Source organism: Tolumonas osonensis, from assembly GCF_014202415.1.
Taxonomy (GTDB): domain Bacteria; phylum Pseudomonadota; class Gammaproteobacteria; order Enterobacterales; family Aeromonadaceae; genus Tolumonas; species Tolumonas osonensis.
In genome coordinates, this window is sequence record NZ_JACHGR010000006.1 from 178,819 (window position 1) to 200,514 (window position 21,696).

Consider the following 21,696-nt stretch of genomic DNA (forward strand, 5'->3'; position numbering starts at 1 on the left):
TTAACGGGTGAAAGCGATGACTAAACATAGCCGTCAGCAGAATCGCATCCGGGTGACCTCCTGAATATTCGCAATAATACGAAATGCATCCTTGAGGTGTTTACGTTCAAAATTACCGAATTCATCCGGGATAATATTGTTGTTAAGTTCTTTTCCCTGCTGAAGCGCATGCAGCTGATGGGTGTAGCGTATCTGATTAACAAACTGATACGTCCCAAGCAGATCTTTTAATGACTCTTCGTTGATAGCTCCGTGAGTGAAAGCATAACGGAAGCGCTCTTCGGTGCCAGTTTCGGTACCGTCGGCGTACAAACAATAAATCCGGGCGAGGTCAACCAGCAGGTTGATTGCTGCTTTCTTAATGTTGAGGGTATGTTCATGCGCCCCCTCTTTGATGAGAACCAGGTTATTGAATATTCCGAGTGGCGGTTTGAACGAAATCGCATTTCTGACCAGTGCGGCCATAAATTTTGTATTGTCTTTAATCTGGGTGTGCAGATAGTTGTTCAGCTCAAGAAACAGGGTATGACTACCAGCCACCGGGCGAATATCAAGGAAAACACTGAGGTTCAGCAGCATGTCATATTCCGGGTTTGTTGCCCATTTACGGTAATACGTTTTCCAAACTTCCAGACGTTGGCACCATTTACCGGTAGCGGCCATGAACCGGCCCGAGCATAAAGGATAGCCGCACTGCGCCAGGCCTTTACATACATAAATGGCCAAATGATTGAAATAAAGACGATCTTTCTCACTGGCAGAATCAGAGAAAACAATAGCGCTGTCTTGATCGGACAACATGTGAATTTCGTTACGGGCATGAGAGCCGGCAGCGATCCAGGTATATTCACAGGGTGCTTTGCCTAAATAGGCTTCGGCCATTTCAATCAGTTTACGGTTATACGTATCCATGATCATGGCCATAACTTGGCCGATAATGTCTGGTTTTACCTTGCCTTCTGCCAGCGCTTCAAAGATTGCCTGTCGTTCCGCTGTCAGCTGGGCGAGCTCATCCAGTGTTTTGCAATGATTGATTTTGTCGATAATGAATATAGCCTGCACACTGTGACGCTGAACCAGCTCGGATGGCGTAAGCAATCCTGTAACCTGGTTCTTATCATCAAGAACCGGCAGGTTCCGGATATTGTATTGCATCATGACAGAGGTTGCTTTCAGCACTAAGTCATCGGCCCGGATAGTATGTGGATGTCGGGTCATGACAGTGGAGACGGGTTTTGTAATATCGACACCCTGAGCGACAACGCGTTTCGTCATGTCCTTGTCAGTGATTAAACCAACCAGTTTCCCGTTATCCACGATGGCGGCACAGGAGGTCCGGGCAATATCCCGCATTTCACGCGCCACTTGCTGAATACTGGTATCCGGTTTGGTAACAACAATATTGCTGCTGGCAATTTCTGCAACTTTTTTAAAAAACAGCCCTTTTTCATCTGCAGACCAGACGACTTCCAGTGCGGACTGAATACGGGTTTGTGCATTAGCTGCAAAATGAGATAGCAAGGAGGGGGTCCCAGCCAGCAGCGAGAGCAGTGCGGGATGAGAGATCCGGTAAATCAGTGTGTTTTCGATGGCGGTAACGCTGTAGGCGGATGCTGGATCTTTCTGTTCGGAAAGTAACGTAAATCCAAACATATCTTCCGGGCCCAGTTTGGCGCGGAGTACCCCATTCGGTTTTCGCTGCTCGATAGAGCCCGTGCGGATAATATAAAGATACCCATTATTTTTATCATCCGGCGGTGTCATGTGCTCACCTCTGGCCAGATAGATAATCTCTATTGCTGCTGCAACATTATTCAGCAATGGCTCGGGGAATTTATCGAAGGGATCAATTTTTTCGATAAATTCCACAATATTGGGTAGTAATGTCTGGTTCATTGCGGGTTCCGCCGGAAAAAAGGAAACCCCGCCAAATGTATTGACGGGGCCGTGGTATGCAGTCTGATTACCAGAATACTGTATACAGGACAGCAAGGATCAGCATGATGGCGTAAGAGGCAATATTAAAACTGCGATCGGTAGCGAACATGGATGATTCTAGTGAAATACCTTTTGGATCATCGTCATTTACGGAAGTGCTCAGACTGGTAAATGCGATTACTACGATGGTGAAGAGCAGGGTATAGAGCATCTGATCCAGGAATGGCATAGACAGTGGCATGATCTTCAGGAACAGGGCAAATGGAATGGACAGAACCACACCGGTGATTGCGCCTTTACTGGTTGTCTTTTTCCAGAACAGACCGAGCAGGAAGACGGCGAGGATCCCCGGGCTAACCAGACCGGTATATTCCTGAATGTACTGGAATGCCTGACCGATACCACCCAGCATTGGTGCAACAAAACAGGCAATGACCAGTGCAACAACAGCAGAAGTACGACCCACGTTTACCAGTTTATGGTCACCGGTCTCAGGAGCAATGTAGACCTTGTAAATGTCCATGGTGAAGATGGTTGCGGTAGAGTTCAACATGGAGGCCAGAGAGGAAACAATTGCGGCGGCGAGAGCGGCGAATACGATGCCTTTGAAGCCAACAGGCAGGAACTGTGTCAGCCATGGATAAGCTTTGTCTGCCTGTGCTGCACTTGGCATGTTGTTGTGTGCGATCTCGCCTAAGGCAGACATCAGTTGTGGATCAGTGGTGATGACGTATGCTGCGATCCCGGGTACCACGACCAGGAAAGGAATAATCAGTTTCAGGAAAGCTGCGAAAACAATACCTTTTTGTGCTTCCTGAACGGATTTCGCCGCCAATGTACGTTGGATAATATATTGGTTGAATCCCCAGTAATACAGGTTGGCAACCCATAGACCACCAATCAGAACAGCAATACCCGGCAGATTCATGTATTGAGGATTGCTCTGATCCAGAATCATTTCAAAGTGCTCCGGTGCAGCTTCGACCATTTTGGTCAGACCGCTCATCATACCGTCAGCACCACCAATGTAGCTGAGAGCAATGAAGGTGGTCAGTAAGCCGCCCAGAACCAGGAAGAACACCTGAATAACATCTGTCCAGACGACGGCAGACAAGCCGCCATAAATGGAATAAACCAGAGCGAAAGCAGCCAGGCCGATAACCGAATAGATGAGCGGAATGCCAAGAATGGTCTGTAGCGCTAGACCACCCAGATAAAGCACGGAGGTCAGGTTAACGAAGATATAGAGCCCAATCCAGAAAACAGCCAGAATGGTTTTCAGGTTTTTGTTGAATCGTTTCTCGACGAATTCCGGAATAGTGTAAATGCCTTTATCAATAAAGATCGGCAAGAAGTATTTACCGACAATGATAAGCGTAATTGCCGACATCCACTCGTAAGAGGCAATCGCCAGACCAATCGAGTAGCCGGAGCCTGACATACCAATAAATTGTTCAGCTGAAATATTGGCTGCAATCAGTGACGAGCCTACCGCCCACCAAGGTAATGACTTGCCTGCCAGAAAATAATCTTCCGTGCTTTTCTGTACCCCTTTTTTATCCCGGGATACCCAGAGACCAACACCTATGATAATTGCCACATACAGGGCAAAGACCAGTATATCCAAGAAGCTTAAGCCAACATCTGTAGTAGACATCTTTTAATTTTCCATGTGATTAAATCTGCTGTGATTGTAAACGTTTCCACTAATTGCGAATGCAACATTCGTCACATTATTTGCTCCCCCTGATGAAGAGCTGTGTAAGACAGTACTTGCATTTAAATTGTATATTATTGTTGTTTATAGATTTTTCTGTTTGTGAAACGAGTTATGAAACAATGTGTAGTATGGTATATGCCCGTCACGGGCATGGAATGATGATATTTTGGTATCGTTTTCACTTAAAGTGAAAACGATGTTTCACCGAAAAAGAAGGTAAAGGCAGGAGTTTGTGACTGGAAAGGGATAGGTTCTGAGAACGGTCCGGCGGAGTGGTCTCCGCCGTTTCCGGCTCTGCATCAGAGCGTTACACCGGCACTCTCGAAGCTGGCCATATTGTTATAGAACTCGGCGGCTGAACGGATCAGGGGTAACGCTATCGCGGCACCGGTGCCTTCACCCAGACGCAGGCCAAGTTGCAGCAGCGGAGCGGCGTCCAGTGCTTCCAGCATGGTCTGGTGTCCCTGTTCGCCGGAACAGTGGGCAAACAGCATATAATCCCGGCTGGCAGGGGCAATTCTGGTTGCCAGCAGGGCCGCCGCCGTAATGATGAAACCATCGATCAGAACGCTGATCCCTGCCTCTGCGGCGCCCAGAATCGCGCCGGTGATTTGGGCAATTTCGAAGCCACCGACTTCACGGAGCACATTCAGCGGGGTTTTGTTATTTCCGATGCGGTTTAACGCGGTCGCGGAGATGTTAATCTTGCGATCCAACTGCGCGTCACTGATGCCAGTGCCACGGCCGACACAGTCAGCGGCGGATTTATTCAGCAGCGCGGCCATAATGCAGGATGCCGGTGTCGTGTTGCCAATGCCCATTTCACCGAAGGCCAGCAGGTTACAGCCTTCAGATACGAGCTGGCTGGCCAGTTGACGGCCATAGTGCAGCGACTGCAGCACTTCTTCTTCGGTCATGGCCGGTTCTTTGGCCAGATTGCGGGTACCGGCGCCAACGCGTTGCAGGATCAGCCGCTCGTCTTCTACCGGTGTCTTGATCCCGGCATCAACCACTTTCAGCGCCATGTCATTGGCACGGCAGAAACAGTTGATGGCGGCACCACCGGCCAGAAAATTAAGTACCATCTGACGGGTGACATCGCTGCTGGTCAGACTGACATTTTCTTCTGCCACACCATGATCACCGGCGAACACCAGCATGGTCGGGTTCTGGATCACGATCTGGTTTTTCTGTTGAATCAGTGCCAGCTGGTGGGCGGTTTGTTCCAACGCACCTAGGGCACCCAGCGGTTTGGTTTTCATATTGATTTTGTGCTGGATGGCGTCACTGTCTTTTTGTGAGACCGGTTTGATATTCCATGACGTGCTCATTTTTTTCCCTTTATTTATTTTTTGTGTAAACCAGTAAAAAATAAAACCAATGCAGCGTGATAACTGCATTGGTTCAGTTCGTTATTATATTGCGCGAACAACCAGTCCTTTCAGGTAGTAACCTTCCGGATAAGGGGTGGCAATCGGGTGATCGGCTGCCTGAGTCATGCGTTCCAGGATCTGCGCTTCACGGCCTGCGTCCAGTGCGGCATCAGCGACAATTTTCTGGAACAGCTCAGATGTCATCAGACCGGAGCAGGAGAAGGTCAGCAGAATGCCTTCCGGGTTCAGCAACTGAAAAGCCAGCAGGTTGATATCTTTATAACCGCGGCAGGCACCGTCCAGCTGGGCTTTGCTTTCGGCAAATTTCGGCGGATCCAGCACGATCATGTCGAATTTTTCGCCGCGTTCGCGGTATTCGCGCAGCAGCTTGAACACATCCTGTTTCTCGAAATGGGCTTTGCTCAGATCCAGCTGATTCAGGGTTGCGTTGTGTTTAGCCAGCGCCAGTGCCGGTTCGGACACGTCGACGTTGATGACTTCACTGGCACCACCATGCAGCGCATATACACCGAAACCGCCGGTATAGCAGAAGCAGTTCAGCACCCGGCGATCTTTGGCATAGCGGCCGGCAATGGCACGGTTATCGCGTTGATCCAGGTAGAAGCCGGTTTTATGGCCGCCTTTGATGTCCACGCTGATTTTAATGCCGTTGTTTTCTTCAATGACCACTTCATCCGGCGGTACTTCGCCGTACAGCAGACCGGTACGTTCAGCCAGACCCTCTTTTTTACGTACTGCAACGTCAGAACGTTCGTAAATAGAACAGGTTGGATAAAGCTGTTGCAGCGCATTGATCAGTTCATGACGGTGGTATTCCGCGCCGCTGGAAAGCAGCTGACAGACCAGGTAGTCGTTATAACGATCGATGGTGATACCCGGCAGCAGATCGGATTCTGCCGCTACCAGACGATAGGCCGAAAGTTGCTGGCGGGCGATCAGGGCGTCACGGCCGCGTTGCGCCTGCTGCAGACGACGCACGAAGAAGTCGGTATCAATCTGTTCGTCTTGTTTGAATGTCCAGACACGAAGCCGGATTTGAGAATCCGGAGACCAGGCTCCGCGTGCCAGCCACTTACCGCGATGATCGACGATTTCTACCGGCTCACCGGCGTGCGGTTTGCCTTTTACTTTGTCGATAGCTTTGGAAAAAATCCACGGATGACGTCGAAGCAGGGATTTTTCCCGATCTTTTTGCAGAAAAACGGTAGTGCTCATAGGAGGCTCTGGTAAAAAAACAGGGTTAATATTGTAGCCGTCCCTGTTTTGAAACTCCAATGCTCACATCGGGATTAAGGCTTAAAGCAGTAACCCACACAGCACTGAAGGGAAAGACGAGTGAGCTGCTGTGCTCACGAAGAACACAGCAGCCGGGCAGGAGGAAAATTAAGCGCCAGTCCAGCGTTTGAATAACACGCTGGCGTTAACTCCGCCGAAACCAAAGCCGTTAGAAATGGCATATTCAATCGGCATTTTACGGGCGGCGCCGTGGACAATATCGACACCCTCGGCAAACGGATCGGCTTGTTCCAGATTGCGGGTGGCAGGCGCAATCTGATCGCGGAGTGCCAGTACCGTGAAGATGGCTTCAATGCCGCCAGCAGCACCCAGCAGATGTCCGGTTGCCGATTTGGTTGACGTTACGGCAATCTTGTTATCCGTACCGAAAATGGCCTTGATAGCGGCCAGTTCACCCTTATCACCAACAGGGGTTGAGGTGGCATGCGCATTCAGATGCTGGATTTGGGAAGGTGCAATACCTGCCTGATGAATGGCGGCCGCCATGGCGCGACGTGCGCCGTCACCGTTTTCCGGTCCGGCCGTCAGGTGATAGGCATCGGCACTGGTGCCATAACCGACTAATTCTGCAATCGGGGTTGCGCCACGTGCCAGAGCATGTTCCAGCGATTCAATCACCAGCAATCCGGCCCCTTCGCCCATGACAAAGCCGTCACGATTGACATCGAACGGGCGTGACGCGGATTCCGGGGTATCGTTAAATGACGACGACAAGGCACGGGCGGCAGCAAAGCCGGCAAGGCTCACCCGATCTATGCATGCTTCAGCTCCGCCACAAACAGCAATATCGGCTTCACCATTGCGGATCATTCGGGCCACATCGCCAATGGCCTGAACACCGGCGGCGCAAGCTGTTACCGGAGCGCCCAGCGGACCTTTAAAACCGAAATTAATCGAGACATGGCCCGCAGCCATATTCACCAGAAATGAAGGAATAGTGAACGGCGACAAACGGCGAGGGCCTTTGGTATCGGTCGTACGGACCGCATCGACGATGGCAGGAAAACCGCCGATCCCGGAAGCGATGATGGTCGCAGTACGTTCCTGTTCTTCCGGCGTATTGGCGACCCAGCCCGCTTGCGCTAATGCTTCTTTGGCGGCGGCAATAGCGAACATGATGAAACGATCCATCTTCTTCTGTTCTTTTACCGGGATCACGTCATCAGGATTAAAGCCGGCTTCCGCATCTTCTTCCTGAGACGGAACAACACCGCCCACTTTAGCCGGCAGGTCGGCAGTGACTGATTCGGCCAGCCGGCGTAAACCGGATTGTCCGGCCAGCAAACGTTGCCAGACTGTTTCAGTACCGCAACCCAGCGGAGTTACAGCGCCCATGCCAGTGACGACAATGCGACGTAATGTCATGATAATGATTCCTCATGGTAATGCGCGTCAGGGGTAGCTTCATGACTATCACGTTGACGCTGATCACTTTCATTATGCAAGTTAGTGTGAAACATGTTTAATTTGCGTACCTTGTTGCGTTTTTGTTATCGCAATAACCGCTTACCAAAATTATTGTGGTATCTCTTTATGACACCAGATGCATTTGCTATCGCGGATGGCGATAAATTTTCAGTATGACGGTGGATAGGGCTGTGAGCTCAGCCATCTGGAATAGCAGTCAGTAGATAAGTATGGACTAATTTTTGTTCAGTGATGTTTCATTCGCTGTATTAAGGAGTAAGACCTTTTATGTGGCAAGCTTCAGAAAACAGATATAACTCAATGACATATCAGCGTTGTGGCCTCTCGGGGCTGTTACTGCCGGCAATTTCACTTGGTCTGTGGCACAACTTTGGTGAAGACACGCCGGATCACACCAAGCGGGCGATTTGTCGTAAGGCATTTGATCTGGGGATCACGCATTTCGATCTGGCGAATAACTACGGTCCGCCACCGGGGTCTGCCGAAATTGCCTTTGGCAAGATTCTGAAAACCGATTTTGCCGCTTACCGGGATGAGCTGATCATCTCTTCCAAAGCCGGCTATGACATGTGGCCGGGGCCCTATGGTCAGTGGGGCAGCCGCAAGTATCTGATTGCCAGCTGTGACCAGAGTCTGAAACGGCTGGGGCTGGATTACGTCGATATTTTCTATTCGCATCGGTTTGATCCGTTGACGCCGCTGGAAGAAACCATGATGGCGCTGGATCATATTGTTCGTTCCGGCAGAGCGCAGTATGTCGGGATCTCGTCCTATAACTCGCAGCGCACCCGCGAAGCCGTCGCCATTCTGAAAGATCTGGGAACGCCGTGTCTGATTCATCAACCCAGTTATTCCATGCTGAACCGCTGGGTGGAGGAGGATGGTCTGCTGGATACTCTGGATGAGCTGGGTGTCGGTTCGATCGTGTTTTCGCCGCTGGCGCAGGGGATGCTGACCGGGAAATACCTGAACGGTATTCCGGAAGGCAGCCGTGCAACGCAGCACAAATCGCTGAGAGAAAGCTTCCTGAGCGCGGAAACGCTGAGCCATATCCGCAAACTCAATGACATTGCCGAACGTCGTGGTCAGACACTGGCGCAGATGGCGTTGGCCTGGGTATTGCGCGGTGGCCGGGTAACATCAGCTTTGATTGGCGCCAGCCGACCGGAGCAGGTGGAGGATTGCGTCGGTGCCTTGGCGAACCGCGATTTCACCGAAGCAGAGCTGGCCGAAATAGACCTGTATGCGCTGGATGCTAACATCAATCTCTGGGCGGCATCGGCGGAGCGGCAGGGGCCACCCCGGAAGTAGTTATCAGGAAAAACGAAGCCGGAAGTTTATTCCGGCTTTTTTGTTTTTATCTGCCCGCAGTTAATTCTTACCGCTGCGCCAGATGGAAATCAGCACCCAGATTCCGCCACTGGCCGCTGCGATAAAGCCCAGTAGCCCTAGGGTGGACACTCCGCCGTCTGGATCGCTTCCAATGTCGGAGACAATGGCCGAGCCGATAATCAGGGCTGCCGTGATAATGCTGAGGGCAAGACGGCTGATGGCCCGATCAACTTTTTCACCAAATTGTTTGAGCGGGAGCACTTCCACCTGGATCTGCAATTTGCCCCGCCGGGCTGAACGCAACAGGCGGCTTAGATCTTTCGGCAGACTGGCGATCAGGGCCAGGGCATCGCTGAGTCCGCGCCAGCCCCGTCTGGCCAAGGCTTCGGGAGTGGAATGGGCGGCAAGTATCTGATCAAGGATGGGGGCTGCCGCACTGGTCATGTCAAAGGCAGGGTTCAGTTGCCGGCCGACACCCTCCAGTGTGATAAAGGCCTTGATCAACATGGCCAGATCAGCCGGGAGCATAAGCGCGTGATCACGCATGATGGTAACCAGTTCCGAGAGCATGCGTCCCAGATCCAGCTTCCGCAGTTGTACCCCGTGATATTGATCGACGAACGCATCAATTTCTGCCTGCAGTGTTTCGGCATCGGCATCCGTATTTTCGCTCCAGTCGAGCAGAATATCGGTCACCACGGCGGCATTCTGGTTCACCAGAGCGTGCAGCAGGATGGCCAGCTGATAGCGGCGATCCTCGGAGATTCGTCCCACCATGCCGAAATCAATAAAGGCCAGCCGGTTGTCGGTCAGGTAGTAGATGTTTCCCTGATGCAGATCGGCATGGTAAAAACCGTCTTCCAGAATCATTTTCAGGATGGCATCGGTACCGCGTTGCGCCAGCAAAACCCGATCCAGCCCGGCGGCATCGAGTGCGGCTAGATCGCGGCCGGGAATACCGTCAATATAATCCTGGACATTGAGCCGCTCGCAGGTCCACTCCCAATAGATCCGGGGAATGACAATTTCAGGATGGTCCTCAAAGCTGGTGGCGATGCGCTCGGCGCTGCGTCCCTCGGCAGAAAAATCCAGCTCGCGGCGTAGTGACAGCGTGAATTGGCGTACCACCTCCCGGGGATGATAACGGCGCAGATCGGGCACTTCCGATTCCACGATCTCGGCGAGTCGCTTGATAAGGCGCAAATCGGCTTCCACGAGCGGGCGGATCTCCGGGCGCCGTATTTTGAGAATGACCGGTGTGCCGTCGGTCAGCCAGGCCCGGTGAACCTGCGCCAGTGACGCGGCGGCCAGTGCGTCGGTTTCCAGCCGGGGAAAAATATTCTCCGGCGGTTCGCCCAGATCTTCGGTCAGCTGAGCGTGGAGCTCGGAGAAGGGTACGGCGACCGCGGCATCCTGCAGTTTGCTGAACTCGGCGATCCATTCCGGCGGAAACAGGTCGACACGGGTAGACAGGATCTGTCCCAGTTTCACGAAGGTGGGGCCGAGTTCTTCGAGGGCCTGCCGGACACGGGCAGGGGATTCCAGATGGGCAAGATCGTCGGGCACATGCCAGTGCAGGGCCCGGCCGGCCCGCTCCAGCACACCGGCGAGTCCGGTCCGGCGTACCAGATCGCCGAAACCGAACCGGATCAGGACGGACGCGATATCATGTAACCGTCCGAGATCGCGGACTGCGCTGATCGCCTGCCACAGCATTACTTGCCTCTGCCAGAGGAACGCGGAGCGGGTTTCTTGTCAGGTTTTGCCTGCAACTGAGCCGCGACACCTTTTAGTACCCCGGACACAATACCGGCGAACAGGGCGCCTTCTTTCCGCAGTGTTTGCGCGCCGGCCGACATCTGCTCCCGGGAGGTATCGACAAGAACATGCGCCAGCCGGGATACCGCCGATTCGACCTTCTGCCCGACGGCGGTACCGCTGTTTTGGGCGTGTTGTACCAGATCATGCAGCGTGGCCTGTGCGGTGCCGGTGGCGTTCCGGGCGGCGGTACTGATGGTTTCAATAAACAGGGATTCGAGCGTTGCGAGATCATCAATCGTTTTCTTCAGGCCTTGCCGAGAAAATTCACTGCTCCGGTTTGCCGCTTCCTGCAGTGCCAGCTGAGTGGCTTCGGCCGCTGCAGCCAGGGCATCATCCAGCCCCTGCATGGCGTCTTTCAGCAGTTTGGCCTCATGTTCACCACGGCCGGAAGCACCTTGCTGTGCGCCTTTTATCACAGTGTTGATGATCTGTTTGAGAGCTTCAGGCTCCAACTTGGCGCCGGCGAAGGCATTCAGTGTGATGGCCCGGACCCGGTCGGAAATAGAGGCAGTATCATTTTCCAGCACGGACTGAATCAGGTGTTCGACCTCCTTCGCGGTGGCTGCGATTTTCTGTGCAGTTTCCTGTTGCTGCAGGGCCTGGTCGACTTCAGCCTCGGCCTCCAGCCAGTCTTCTTCAGTATTACCATCGGTAAAACCGCGTTTCTCGGCCCGGAAATAGGCTGCTTCGGCGATCATCCGGCAACGTTCTTCTTCTGTCACCGACGGTGCGGGTTCGACGATCGGTTCTGGTATGCTGCGCTTCACCGGCTTTGCCGGACTGGATTTAGGTTTACGCATGATCACATCTCCTGAATATCTATCAGTCGCAACTCAATGAATGTCTAATAAAAAGTCTAGATGTTGCAAACCTCTACATCAAACTTCAGCCGAATATTGTCTGCAGGTTATCGCCTTGCATCCGGATGGAAGGCTTCCGCTGAATAGAGCGCCATGCCTTCATACGTCGTCCATTTTTGATCCACCACTTTTTGTGCGATCTCCATCAGCCGTTGTGCTTCCTCAGGATGCAGTTGCAGCAGTGTCTGGTAGCGGCTTTCATATTTGCGATACTCATAGAGCGGTATCGTCGGCCGCAGGCTATCCAGCGTGAAGGGGTTCCGGCCCTGTTCCCGCAATATGGGGTTATAGCGGATTAATGGCCAATGGCCGGAAGCGATCGCACGTTTTTGCTGAATCAAGCCGGTTCGCATATCGATACCGTGGGCAATGCAGTGGCTGTACGCAATGATGAGTGATGGCCCCGGATAGGCTTCCGCTTCCCGCATCGCCTGAAGAGCCTGTTGCGGATTGGCGCCAAAGGCTATCCGGGCGACATACACATTCCCGTAGGCGATCGCCTGTAATGCCATATCCTTTTTCGCCATGGTTTTGCCGCCTGCCGCAAATTTGGCGACGGCACCCAGCGGCGTCGATTTCGACATCTGGCCGCCGGTATTGGAATAGACCTCGGTATCCATCACCAGGATATTGATGTCTTTGCCGGAAGCGATCACATGGTCTAAGCCTGAGGAGCCAATATCATAGGCCCAGCCATCGCCGCCAATGATCCAGACTGAACGTCTGATCAGATGATCGAGCAGACTTTGCAGATTAAGTACGGCTTCCGAATGGTCATTGGCTAATAGCTCACGGACCCGCAGTAAACGTTCACGTTGCTGCTGGATCTGCGATTCGACCTGTTGCGGGGCGTTGATGATCTGTTCTATCAGTTCAGTGCCAAGTTGCTGCGTCATGGTTCTCAGTGCGGTTGATGCCTGAGTCCGGTGATGATCGGCGGTCAGACGAAAACCCAGACCAAACTCGGCGTTATCTTCGAACAGTGAATTTGACCAGGCCGGGCCTTTGCCTTCGCTGTTTTTTGCCCACGGTGTAGTGGGCAGATTCCCGCCATAGATGGATGAGCAGCCTGTGGCGTTGGCTACCATCATCCGGTCACCAAATAACTGTGTGAGCGCTTTCAGATAGGGCGTTTCGCCGCAACCGGCGCAGGCACCGGAAAACTCGAAAAGCGGTTCTAAAAACTGCACTCCGCGTATGGTTGAAAAATCAATGGCCGCGCGTTTTGGCCAGGGTAATGAATTGAACCAGCCAAGGGCGCGTTTTTCCCGTTCCAGAATTGGCAGTTTGTCGGCCATGTTAATGGCACGGTGGTTGGCATCGTCAGCCCGGACCGGACAGGCTTCAACACAGAGACCACAGCCGGTGCAATCTTCCGGATAAACCTGCAGGGTATACAGCGTATCCGGGAATCCACGGGCGCTGATAGGAGCCCATTTTGCACCTTCCGGGGCATTTTCCACCAAATCCTTATGATAAAACTTGGCTCGGATGGCTGCGTGTGGGCAGACGAAAGAGCAGTTGCCGCACTGAATGCACAGATCTTCACGCCAATCCGGAATTTCCAGCGCGATATTGCGTTTTTCCCACTGGCTGGTTGCTGTCGGATAAGTGCCGTCGGCCGGTAACAGTGAAACTGGTATCCGGTCACCGCGTTCCTGCAGCATCTCTGCGGTGACTTCGTGGACAAAGGACGACGTGTTATCGGGTATTTTCCATGCCGCGGCAGCGATACCGGTGAATTGCTCAGAAATGGGTATCTGATACAGGTGTGCCAGGGTGACATCGACCGCTTCAAAGTTTTTCTCAATGACGGACCGTCCTTTTTTGCGGTACGTCTTTTCGATGCTTTTCTTAATCAGTTTTATGGCCTGTTCTTTTGGCATCACATTAGACAGTGCAAAAAAACAGGTCTGCATGATGGTATTAATGCGCGTACCCATGCCGGTGCTGCGTGCAACCTCCGCGGCATTAATCACATAGAACTTTATTTGCTTCTGCCATATCTGTTTTTGCACATGCTTTGGCAGACGAGCCCAGGTTTCATCCGCAGGGTAGGGACTGTTGAGAAGAAACGTGGCACCGGGTTCGGCATAACGTAATAAATCCAGCGACTCGACGAAATTGAACTGATGGCAGCCGATGAAATTTGCGGATGTGATGAGATAAGGCGCGTCTATCGGTTCCGGGCCAAAGCGCAAATGGGAAACGGTTCTTGAGCCTGATTTTTTCGAGTCATAGACAAAGTAACCTTGGGCAAAATATCCGGGCAATTCACCGATAATCTTTATGCTGTTTTTGTTTGCTCCGACCGTACCATCGGCTCCCAGTCCAAAGAACAGGGCGCGTACCTGATTTGCTGGTTCTGTCTGCCACGATTCATTCCAGGGTAAACTCAGATGTGTGACGTCGTCGGTAATCCCTATCGTAAAGAAGTCATTGGCGGTGACTTTTTGCTGCTCTTCAAAAACCGCTTTGACCATCGCTGGTGTGAATTCTTTTGACGAAAGCCCGTAGCGGCCTCCGCTGATTTTTGGCAGTTGTCCGAATTGTTTATGCTGCACCGCGGAGACGAACGCGGCGACCGTATCCTGATACAGCGGTTCGCCGTTTGAGCCGGGTTCCTTGGTTCTGTCCAGCACAGTGACAAATTTTGTTGTTTCCGGAAAGGCGTTAATGAAGTGTTTGACGGGGAAAGGGCGATATAAGTGCACCGTCACGACACCGAATTTGCTGCCACTGGCATTCAGCACGTCAACGGTTTGTTTTACTGTTGATGCGCCGGATCCCATGATGACGATGACGTGTTCCGCATCCTCCGCGCCATGATATTCAACCAGGTGATATTGCCGTCCGGTCAGTTCAGCGAAACGTTTCATTGTTTGTTCAGCAATGTCAGAGACATGGTCGTAAAACGCATTAACGGTTTCTCTGCTCTGGAAATAGGTATCAGGATTCTGTGCCGTGCCTCTCATGAACGGTTGATCCGGATTCAGCGCCCGGGCCCGATGCTCTCTGACCTGCTGATCACAGATCATCTGTTTTATCTGATCATCAGACAGCCGGGCGATTTTGTTTATTTCGTGCGACGTACGGAAACCATCAAAAAAATGCAGGAACGGGATCCGGGTACTCAGTGTGACCGAGTGCGCAATCATCGCCATATCCTGCGCCTGCTGGACTGTGGCGGATGAAAGCAGGGCAAACCCTGTCGCTCTGGTCGCCATGACATCCTGATGATCACCAAAGATGGAAAGTCCCTGCGCCGCGAGTGAGCGCGCGGCCACATGAAAGACGGTCGATGTCAGTTCACCGGCAATTTTGTACATATTAGGGATCATCAGCATGAGACCCTGTGACGCTGTAAAGGTGGTACTCAGCGCGCCGGCCTGTAATGCGCCGTGGACAGCACCAGCAGCGCCGCCTTCATGTTGCATCTCGATGATTGTGGGAACATTTCCCCAGATATTAGGTATCAGTTGTGTTGACCATTCGTCCGCCAATTCCGCCATGGTCGAGGAGGGGGTGATCGGATAAATCGCACAGATTTCACTGACTTTATACGCCACCCAGGCTGCCGCCTCATTGCCGTCAATCATCACCATGTCAGAAACGGGTATTTCATGATGCTTGTTCATTTCTGCACCTCCTCGCTGATCATTTCCATGGCATGACAGGGACACTGGTTATAGCAAGCACTGCAGCCGGTACATTTGTCGTAATCAATCCGGTATCCCGCCCCTTTACCCAGTTTGATAATGGCTTCTTCCGGGCAGGCGCCGTAGCAACCGTCGCACTCGAAACAGTTGCCACAGGAATAACAGCGTGCAGCTTCATAACGGGCCTGCGCCGGCGTCAAGCCACCAATAATTTCATCGAATCCTTCGCGTTCTTCAGGGGTGACCACCGGCTGGCTGCTTGCTTCTGCATCGGTGTCATACCAGAGATGCAGTTTGGAATAGGGCATGACGGGGTGTACGGCTGGTTTCTGGTAAGGCTGGTTCCTAAGCCAGCCATCGATATGCCGTGCGGCCTTTTTGCCATGCCCTGTTGCGACAGTGACAGTCCGTTCGGATGGCACCATATCCCCGCCGGCAAAAATGCCCGGGACACTGGTCATCATGTGTTCGTCAACGGTAACCACACCATCTTCATGCAATTGGATACCGGGTATACGTTCGATGACGGAAAGATCCACGTTCTGCCCAAGTGCCAGGATCACACTATCCGCTTCCAGCGTTTCATACTTACCTGTCGGCTGAGGCTGTCCTTTGTCATCGACCGTCATTTCCTCAATGGTTAAGGTCGTACCATCGATATTCCGGATGGTGCGCAGCCAGTTAATGATCACGCCTTCTTCTATGGCTTCATCGGCTTCGAACTGATGCGCCGGCATATGCTCACGATCCCGGCGATAGATAATCACGGTCTCTTCTGCGCCCAGACGACGGGCGGTACGGGCTGCATCCATCGCGGTATTTCCGCCGCCATAGATGGCGACACGGCGGCCTAGCTTGGGCACTTCGCCCCGTTCAACCGCGGAGAGGTAACTAACGGCGTCCAGAATTTTTCCGGCTTCGCGCGCCGGAATATCGATACGTTTGGCTAAATGCGCGCCGATAGCCAGAAAAACGGCATCAAAGCCATTCTCTGTTTTAACCTTCAGTACATCGTCCACTTTCTGATTCAGTTTCAACGTAATGCCGGTATCCAGTATTTGTTGGATCTCCCGATCCAGTACATCCCGGGGCATCCGGTAAGCGGGTATGCCGAAGCGCATCATGCCACCGGCCATCGGGCCTGCTTCATGAATTTCCACCTCATGACCGAGACGACGAAGTTGCCATGCACACGATAATCCGGAAGGTCCGGCACCAATAACCAGCACCTTTTTACCACTCGGGGGCGCATCAAATTTCGGTTTCCAGCCATGGAGCAGTGCCTGATCCCCGAGAAACCGTTCAACGGCATGAATACTGACAGACTGGTCAACATGCGTCCGGTTACAGGATGTTTCGCAAGGGTGATAGCAGACCCGGCCATGAACAGCTGGCATCGGGTTGTTGGCAATCAGGTGCTGCCAGGCTTCTTCATAGCGCTCTGCTTGTGCCAGGGCGAGCCACGCCTGAATATTTTCACCCGCCGGACAGGCCTGGTTACAAGGTGGCAGCGAATTCTGGTAAATGGGACGAATATGGCGGATAGGTCCGGTGCCTGTTTTACTGCTTAAATCAGGTGGCAACGTCATGTCCCGGCTGTGTTTTTTCATATAAGCCCCTGTTGATGCAATTTTTAAGATGGCCGATCAGCAATATCAGTTTCTTAAGAAACTGTAGTTCATGGATCGTTAATCTTCATTGCATATATAAGGGATTACTCATGTATTAGCATGAAAGCACAAGTAATGGATCGGTGGTTATTTGAGCAGCTTTAACTATGCTTTATTCAGCCGCCGATAAACAAATAAGGTGAATGTATGTTATCTCGTTATCTTGGGATCCTGCTCCTGGGAGCGGGTTCAACCTTCTGGAGTTCGTTTCTCTCTGCGCAAGAATCAATGCACGGCATGATGATGCCAATGATGCGTGCGGAGGAAATCAAGGCACCGGTGCTGCCTCATGGCGCGGCTTTACAGGAAGTAGCCAAATTAGCGAACCAGAGTCAGCAACCCAATCTCTTTAAGGCGGATGTAACTGCGGCACCTGCCGAAACCGAATTTGTCACCGGTAAAAAGACCACGGTCTGGGCATATAACGGGCGTGTTCCCGGCCCGCTGATTGAGGTACAGGAAGGCGATACGGTTGAGATCCGGCTCATTAATAAATTACCGCAGCCGACGACCATTCACTGGCATGGTCTGCCTATCCCGCCGGAACAGGATGGTAACCCTATGGATCCTGTCTTGCCCGGTAAAGAACTGATATACCGGTTTACGCTTCCGGAAGGCAGTGCCGGCACGTATTGGTATCACCCGCATCCGCATGAATATACCGCAGAGCAGGTTTTCCGGGGATTGGCGGCGCCGTTTATTGTCCGGGCAAAAAATGATCCGCTGAAAGATATTCCTGAACGCAATCTGATGATTTCGGATCTCAAGTTAACCCCGGATGGCGCGATTGCGGGAAATGACATGAACGACTGGATGAACGGCCGCGAAGGCCAGTTTGTGCTGGTGAATGGTCAGTATCATCCGGTGGTCGAGGTCAAAGGGACAGAGCGCTGGCGGATCTGGAATGCGACCAGCGCCCGGTATCTCAATCTGTCGCTTGGCGGACGTAAATTCACGCTGGTGGGCACCGATGGCGGATTACTGGAAAAGCCAGTTCGTGACCTGCAAACGCTGTTGCTGAGCCCGGCGGAACGCATTGAAATTATCGTGGATGCCGCGGGGCAGGAAGGCAAGGTCAGTCTGTTCGCAGAACCCTATAACCGGGGCAAAATGGGGCATGTCGCGGCTGAAAAACGTATTGATATCGCTGCAGTTAATTTGCTCGCAGGTCCATCTATCGCGATACCGGAGGTATTAAGGAAAATCGATGATCTGGGTGAAGCCAAAGCCATGAAGAAAATGGTCTTTAGCGAAGCCATGAGCATGGCGAATGGCCGGCATATGATGCTGTTTCTCATCAATGGTAAATCCTTCGATATGCACCGCATTGATTTCATCAGTCGTCTGCACGAAACGGAACTGTGGGAGATCATCAATAACGCGGATATGGATCATCCGTTCCATGTCCATGGCACACAATTCCAGGTCGTGGAAACAGAACGAAATGGCGTCCGGACACCGGCGCCGTACCGGGCGTGGAAAGACACGGTGAATGTGCGGCGCGGGGAAACGGTCCGCATAAAAATCCGGCAGGATTTTCCGGGGTTAAGGATGCTGCACTGCCATATTCTGGAACATGAAATGCTGGGGATGATGGCCATTCAGCAAGTCAAATAAGTAAAACTATCCTTGATTTTCAAGGATATTCAGGTTGAGATAATTTTCCGTTGCAGTAAAGGATTGATATGAACACCTCATCGTCTACGGAAAAGACCCGATTCCTGGCAAAAATTGATTGGCCCGGCTTGCTGATACTGACATTACCGCCGTTATTCTGGGCCGGTAATTTTGTGGTAGGACGCGCAGTGAGGAATGATATTGCGCCGATGATATTATCCTTCGGACGCTGGCTCATTGCTCTGGTCTGTATCCTGCCGTTTGCCTGGAAGCCAATGTGGCGGGATCTGGCTTTATACTGGCAGCACCGCTGGCGGGTACTGGGCGTCTCGCTGGCCGGTGTCGCGGCGTTCAACTCGCTGGTTTATACCGGACTGCATACTACAACCGTGACCAACGGCATTTTGCTGAACTCGACTATTCCGATCCTCATTGTGCTCTTTGGGGTGATGTTCTATGCCCAGCGGCTGGCCCGGATACAGCTCGCCGGTCTGATTTTTTCCTTTGCGGGTGTTCTGACGATCATTCTGCACGGGGAGTGGCAACGGTTGCTGTCGCTGACATTCTCACGGGGTGATCTGATCGTCTTTTCTGCCATGGTGTGCTGGGCGTTATACACCTTGTGGCTGCGGGGATTGCCGGCTGAAATAAACCGGATCGGCTTGATGGGTATGCAGATCGTGCTGGCGCTGATCGCCCTGTTTCCGTTTTATCTGTGGGAGCAGTCTGGCAGTGCGGGCTTTGTGTGGACATCAAATGCCGTTCTGGCCTTGGCCTATGTGGGCATATTCCCGTCGGTGGTTGCCTATCTGCTGTATAACATCGGGGTAGCCCGGGTCGGGCCTGTCAGAGCCGGGTTGTTTATCCACTTAATGCCAGTTTTCGGCACCATACTGTCGGTCGCATTCCTGGGTGAAGTGCTGCGTCATTATCACTTCATCGGTGCCGCCTCCATTTTCCTGGGGATCATTTTTGCCGGGGCCCGGGGCAGAAAAACAGCCAGCCGTTGATACCCGGTTATTCTTTTAGCTGCTGCGGCTGAGTGGTTGTACCTACTGGTCGCACCAGGCGCCAGAGCTTGAGGGCAGTGACCCAGAACGGACGCACGATCAGATTGTGCAGCTTCAGGTAACGCTCGTTATCCTGAGGCGCAACACCGAACTCCAGATGCTCGGGCTGCGGCGTGGTCACGTATAACGTGCCGAACATCCAGTCCCAGAGTGACAGATTGGTCCCGAAATTCCGGTTGAAATGACGCGGATCACGGCTGTGATGGATCTGGTGCTGCGCCGGGCTGTTAATGATATGTTCGATCTTCGGACCGAAGGAAAGCCAGATATGGCTATGACGAAGATTGGCCGCAAGCGCATTAAAAATGAAGGTCAGGTAGCTGACACCAAACAGCGTGTATGCACTGACTTTCCCACCACATAGCCAGAAAAAAGTGCCGCCGAACAGGGCCAGACAAACACCTTTCAGCACCATTTCACTGAGCTTTTCAAAAAAATGAATACGGCTCGCGGTCGCCGGAACCATCACTACCGCACTGTGATGGACTTTGTGGAACTCCCAGAGCCAGCGGCAATGGAACGCCCGGTGTAACCAGTAATGCGCAAAATCACTGACCAGAAACGCGCCGAAGCCATACAGCAGCATCAATGCCATATTTTCACCGAGGCGGGGACGCGCGCCCCAGACCTGAGAAAGGAACTGGGTGACATCGCCACTTTTGAGTAGCTGGGGATCCAGCAGCGCCATCACCGGTACAATAAACAAGAGATGCAGCAGGGGACGGATAAAATAATAGACGTAATCGTTCAGTGCAGAGCGATGCAGCCAGACTTTCCGGCCGCCCAGAAAGCCCGGGAAATGATCCGCCTGGCTGTAACCTCGTTGCCGTTGCCAGCGGTAGACAAAGTAAGCCACAGACAAAGACACCACAAGAAACGGCAAACCCAGACGGCCGTTCCAGTCAAAAAGTCCGCAAAACGTATTCCAGACCGGATTCCAGACATAGTGGGTGAGGGCATTGGTCAAATCTGGCGACATACTTTGGCGGTAACTTCATCAGTGGGCACATGCATGTCTGAATTTTAAACGATAATAATTATCAGTACAATGCCAGCCGTTAACCAAATGTCTCTGGATCAGGCCCCAGTCGCTGATTGCGATTCAGCGTTGACATTGTGGTCATATCCTCGGCATCCAGCGCAAAATTGAACACATTGACGTTTTCTTTAATCCGGCCCGGCGTGACGGACTTTGGAATCACGATCAGGCCATTATCCAGATGCCAGCGGATGATAACCTGAGCAGGTGTTTTACCGTGCTTTGCCGCAATCCGGGCAATGGTTTGATCACTGATTGCCTGATTCTGGGCCAACGGACTCCAGGATTCAGTCAGCATGCCGAGTTTTGAGTGCACTTGTCTTAAGTGCGATTGCTGCAGATAGGGGTGGAGTTCAATTTGGTTTAAAACAGGAACCACACCCGTTTCATCAATCAGGCACTGAAGGTTCGATTCGGTGAAATTTGAAACGCCAATTGAACGGATCAGACCTTCCTTACGCAGTTCGACCATGGTTTGCCAGGTTTCAACAAACAGATCACGGTGTGGCACCGGCCAGTGGATCAACAGTAAATCGACATAATCCAGGCCGAGTCGCTCCAGACTCTGCTGCAATGCCTGACGGGTGAGCATCTTGCCCTGCGCATCATTCCATACTTTGGTGGTAATGAAGACCGCTTCTCGCGGCAGAGCGCTTTCCCGGAAACCAGCACCGACGCCAGCTTCATTCCCGTAGATCGCAGCAGTATCAATATGTCGGTAACCGGCCAGCAGCGCTTCGCGTACCGCCATTGTTGTTTGTTCCGGACTGGCTTGCCAGACACCCAATCCGAGTTGAGGAATCTGGTTTCCGTCGTTTAACGAGATAAAAGGCGCGGTGGTAGTCATTGTTT

The 21,696-nt window shown here is 52.4% G+C and carries 14 protein-coding genes; 3 read left to right on the forward strand and 11 right to left on the reverse strand.

Annotated elements, in window-relative coordinates; genetic code table 11:
• Window positions 1-33 precede the first annotated feature (33 nt).
• The 5 genes from HNR75_RS09915 to fabF all read right to left on the reverse strand — a co-directional run bounded on the left by HNR75_RS09915 (window position 34) and on the right by fabF (window position 7,713).
• Window positions 34-1,896 (reverse strand): putative nucleotidyltransferase substrate binding domain-containing protein, encoded by a 1,863-nt coding sequence (locus tag HNR75_RS09915; RefSeq protein ID WP_188026817.1) that lies wholly within the window; start codon window positions 1,894-1,896, stop codon window positions 34-36.
• A gap of 67 nt (window positions 1,897-1,963) precedes the next feature.
• Window positions 1,964-3,595 (reverse strand): sodium/sugar symporter, encoded by a 1,632-nt coding sequence (locus tag HNR75_RS09920; RefSeq protein ID WP_188026818.1) that lies wholly within the window; start codon window positions 3,593-3,595, stop codon window positions 1,964-1,966.
• A gap of 362 nt (window positions 3,596-3,957) precedes the next feature.
• The gene (gene cobT, locus HNR75_RS09925; RefSeq protein WP_188026819.1) at window positions 3,958-4,989 is read right to left on the reverse strand and encodes a nicotinate-nucleotide--dimethylbenzimidazole phosphoribosyltransferase; all 1,032 of its coding nucleotides are present in this window, start codon (window positions 4,987-4,989) and stop codon (window positions 3,958-3,960) included.
• Between the two features lie 84 nt (window positions 4,990-5,073).
• On the reverse strand, window positions 5,074-6,267 hold the full coding sequence (locus HNR75_RS09930) for a class I SAM-dependent methyltransferase (RefSeq protein ID WP_188026820.1): 1,194 nt from the start codon (window positions 6,265-6,267) through the stop codon (window positions 5,074-5,076).
• 168 nt (window positions 6,268-6,435) lie between these two features.
• Window positions 6,436-7,713, reverse strand: a complete 1,278-nt coding sequence (gene fabF / locus HNR75_RS09935; RefSeq protein WP_188026821.1) for a beta-ketoacyl-ACP synthase II — start codon at window positions 7,711-7,713, stop codon at window positions 6,436-6,438.
• Between the two features lie 330 nt (window positions 7,714-8,043).
• Between fabF and mgrA the strand changes: the two genes are divergently transcribed.
• A complete protein-coding gene (mgrA, locus tag HNR75_RS09940) occupies window positions 8,044-9,087 on the forward strand; it encodes an L-glyceraldehyde 3-phosphate reductase (RefSeq protein ID WP_188026822.1) in 1,044 nt (347 codons plus the stop codon).
• Window positions 9,088-9,147: 60 nt separating this feature from the next.
• Here mgrA and HNR75_RS09945 read toward each other — a convergent pair whose 3' ends face one another.
• The 4 genes from HNR75_RS09945 to HNR75_RS09960 all read right to left on the reverse strand — a co-directional run bounded on the left by HNR75_RS09945 (window position 9,148) and on the right by HNR75_RS09960 (window position 17,058).
• Window positions 9,148-10,824: an ABC1 kinase family protein gene (locus HNR75_RS09945; RefSeq protein ID WP_223157853.1), complete on the reverse strand. Its 1,677-nt coding sequence runs from the start codon at window positions 10,822-10,824 to the stop codon at window positions 9,148-9,150.
• On the reverse strand, window positions 10,824-11,729 hold the full coding sequence (locus tag HNR75_RS15475) for a DUF2934 domain-containing protein (RefSeq protein ID WP_223157854.1): 906 nt from the start codon (window positions 11,727-11,729) through the stop codon (window positions 10,824-10,826). Before HNR75_RS15475 ends, HNR75_RS09945 begins: the two co-directional genes overlap by 1 nt.
• A gap of 107 nt (window positions 11,730-11,836) precedes the next feature.
• On the reverse strand, window positions 11,837-15,427 hold the full coding sequence (nifJ, locus tag HNR75_RS09955; RefSeq protein WP_188026823.1) for a pyruvate:ferredoxin (flavodoxin) oxidoreductase: 3,591 nt from the start codon (window positions 15,425-15,427) through the stop codon (window positions 11,837-11,839).
• Window positions 15,424-17,058 (reverse strand): NAD(P)-binding protein, encoded by a 1,635-nt coding sequence (locus tag HNR75_RS09960; RefSeq protein ID WP_188026824.1) that lies wholly within the window; start codon window positions 17,056-17,058, stop codon window positions 15,424-15,426. Before HNR75_RS09960 ends, nifJ begins: the two co-directional genes overlap by 4 nt.
• Before the next feature lie 207 nt (window positions 17,059-17,265).
• Between HNR75_RS09960 and HNR75_RS09965 the strand changes: the two genes are divergently transcribed.
• Window positions 17,266-18,735: a multicopper oxidase family protein gene (locus tag HNR75_RS09965; protein WP_188026825.1), complete on the forward strand. Its 1,470-nt coding sequence runs from the start codon at window positions 17,266-17,268 to the stop codon at window positions 18,733-18,735.
• Window positions 18,736-18,803: 68 nt separating this feature from the next.
• Window positions 18,804-19,745 carry a DMT family transporter gene (locus tag HNR75_RS09970; protein WP_188026826.1) on the forward strand — a complete coding sequence of 314 codons (942 nt, stop codon included), beginning with the start codon at window positions 18,804-18,806 and terminating at the stop codon, window positions 19,743-19,745.
• 7 nt (window positions 19,746-19,752) lie between these two features.
• Here HNR75_RS09970 and HNR75_RS09975 read toward each other — a convergent pair whose 3' ends face one another.
• Together HNR75_RS09975 and HNR75_RS09980 are read right to left on the reverse strand one after the other, a co-directional pair.
• Window positions 19,753-20,784, reverse strand: coding sequence for a sterol desaturase family protein (locus tag HNR75_RS09975; RefSeq protein ID WP_188026827.1), 1,032 nt, complete (start codon window positions 20,782-20,784; stop codon window positions 19,753-19,755).
• 79 nt (window positions 20,785-20,863) lie between these two features.
• Window positions 20,864-21,691, reverse strand: coding sequence for an aldo/keto reductase (locus HNR75_RS09980; protein ID WP_188026828.1), 828 nt, complete (start codon window positions 21,689-21,691; stop codon window positions 20,864-20,866).
• Window positions 21,692-21,696 lie beyond the last annotated feature (5 nt).

Excerpts from the sequence above, each read along its gene's own strand:
- HNR75_RS09915 (WP_188026817.1), bottom strand. The coding sequence starts at position 1,896 with ATGAACCAGACATTACTACCCAATATTGTGGAATTTATCGAAAAAATT.
- nifJ (WP_188026823.1), bottom strand. The coding sequence starts at position 15,427 with ATGAACAAGCATCATGAAATACCCGTTTCTGACATGGTGATGATTGAC.
- cobT (WP_188026819.1), bottom strand. The coding sequence starts at position 4,989 with ATGAGCACGTCATGGAATATCAAACCGGTCTCACAAAAAGACAGTGAC.
- mgrA (WP_188026822.1), top strand. The coding sequence starts at position 8,044 with ATGTGGCAAGCTTCAGAAAACAGATATAACTCAATGACATATCAGCGT.
- HNR75_RS09970 (WP_188026826.1), top strand. The coding sequence starts at position 18,804 with ATGAACACCTCATCGTCTACGGAAAAGACCCGATTCCTGGCAAAAATT.
- HNR75_RS09975 (WP_188026827.1), bottom strand. The coding sequence starts at position 20,784 with ATGTCGCCAGATTTGACCAATGCCCTCACCCACTATGTCTGGAATCCG.
- HNR75_RS09920 (WP_188026818.1), bottom strand. The coding sequence starts at position 3,595 with ATGTCTACTACAGATGTTGGCTTAAGCTTCTTGGATATACTGGTCTTT.
- HNR75_RS09980 (WP_188026828.1), bottom strand. The coding sequence starts at position 21,691 with ATGACTACCACCGCGCCTTTTATCTCGTTAAACGACGGAAACCAGATT.
- HNR75_RS09945 (WP_223157853.1), bottom strand. The coding sequence starts at position 10,824 with ATGCTGTGGCAGGCGATCAGCGCAGTCCGCGATCTCGGACGGTTACAT.
- HNR75_RS15475 (WP_223157854.1), bottom strand. The coding sequence starts at position 11,729 with ATGCGTAAACCTAAATCCAGTCCGGCAAAGCCGGTGAAGCGCAGCATA.
- HNR75_RS09960 (WP_188026824.1), bottom strand. The coding sequence starts at position 17,058 with ATGAAAAAACACAGCCGGGACATGACGTTGCCACCTGATTTAAGCAGT.
- HNR75_RS09930 (WP_188026820.1), bottom strand. The coding sequence starts at position 6,267 with ATGAGCACTACCGTTTTTCTGCAAAAAGATCGGGAAAAATCCCTGCTT.
- fabF (WP_188026821.1), bottom strand. The coding sequence starts at position 7,713 with ATGACATTACGTCGCATTGTCGTCACTGGCATGGGCGCTGTAACTCCG.
- HNR75_RS09965 (WP_188026825.1), top strand. The coding sequence starts at position 17,266 with ATGTTATCTCGTTATCTTGGGATCCTGCTCCTGGGAGCGGGTTCAACC.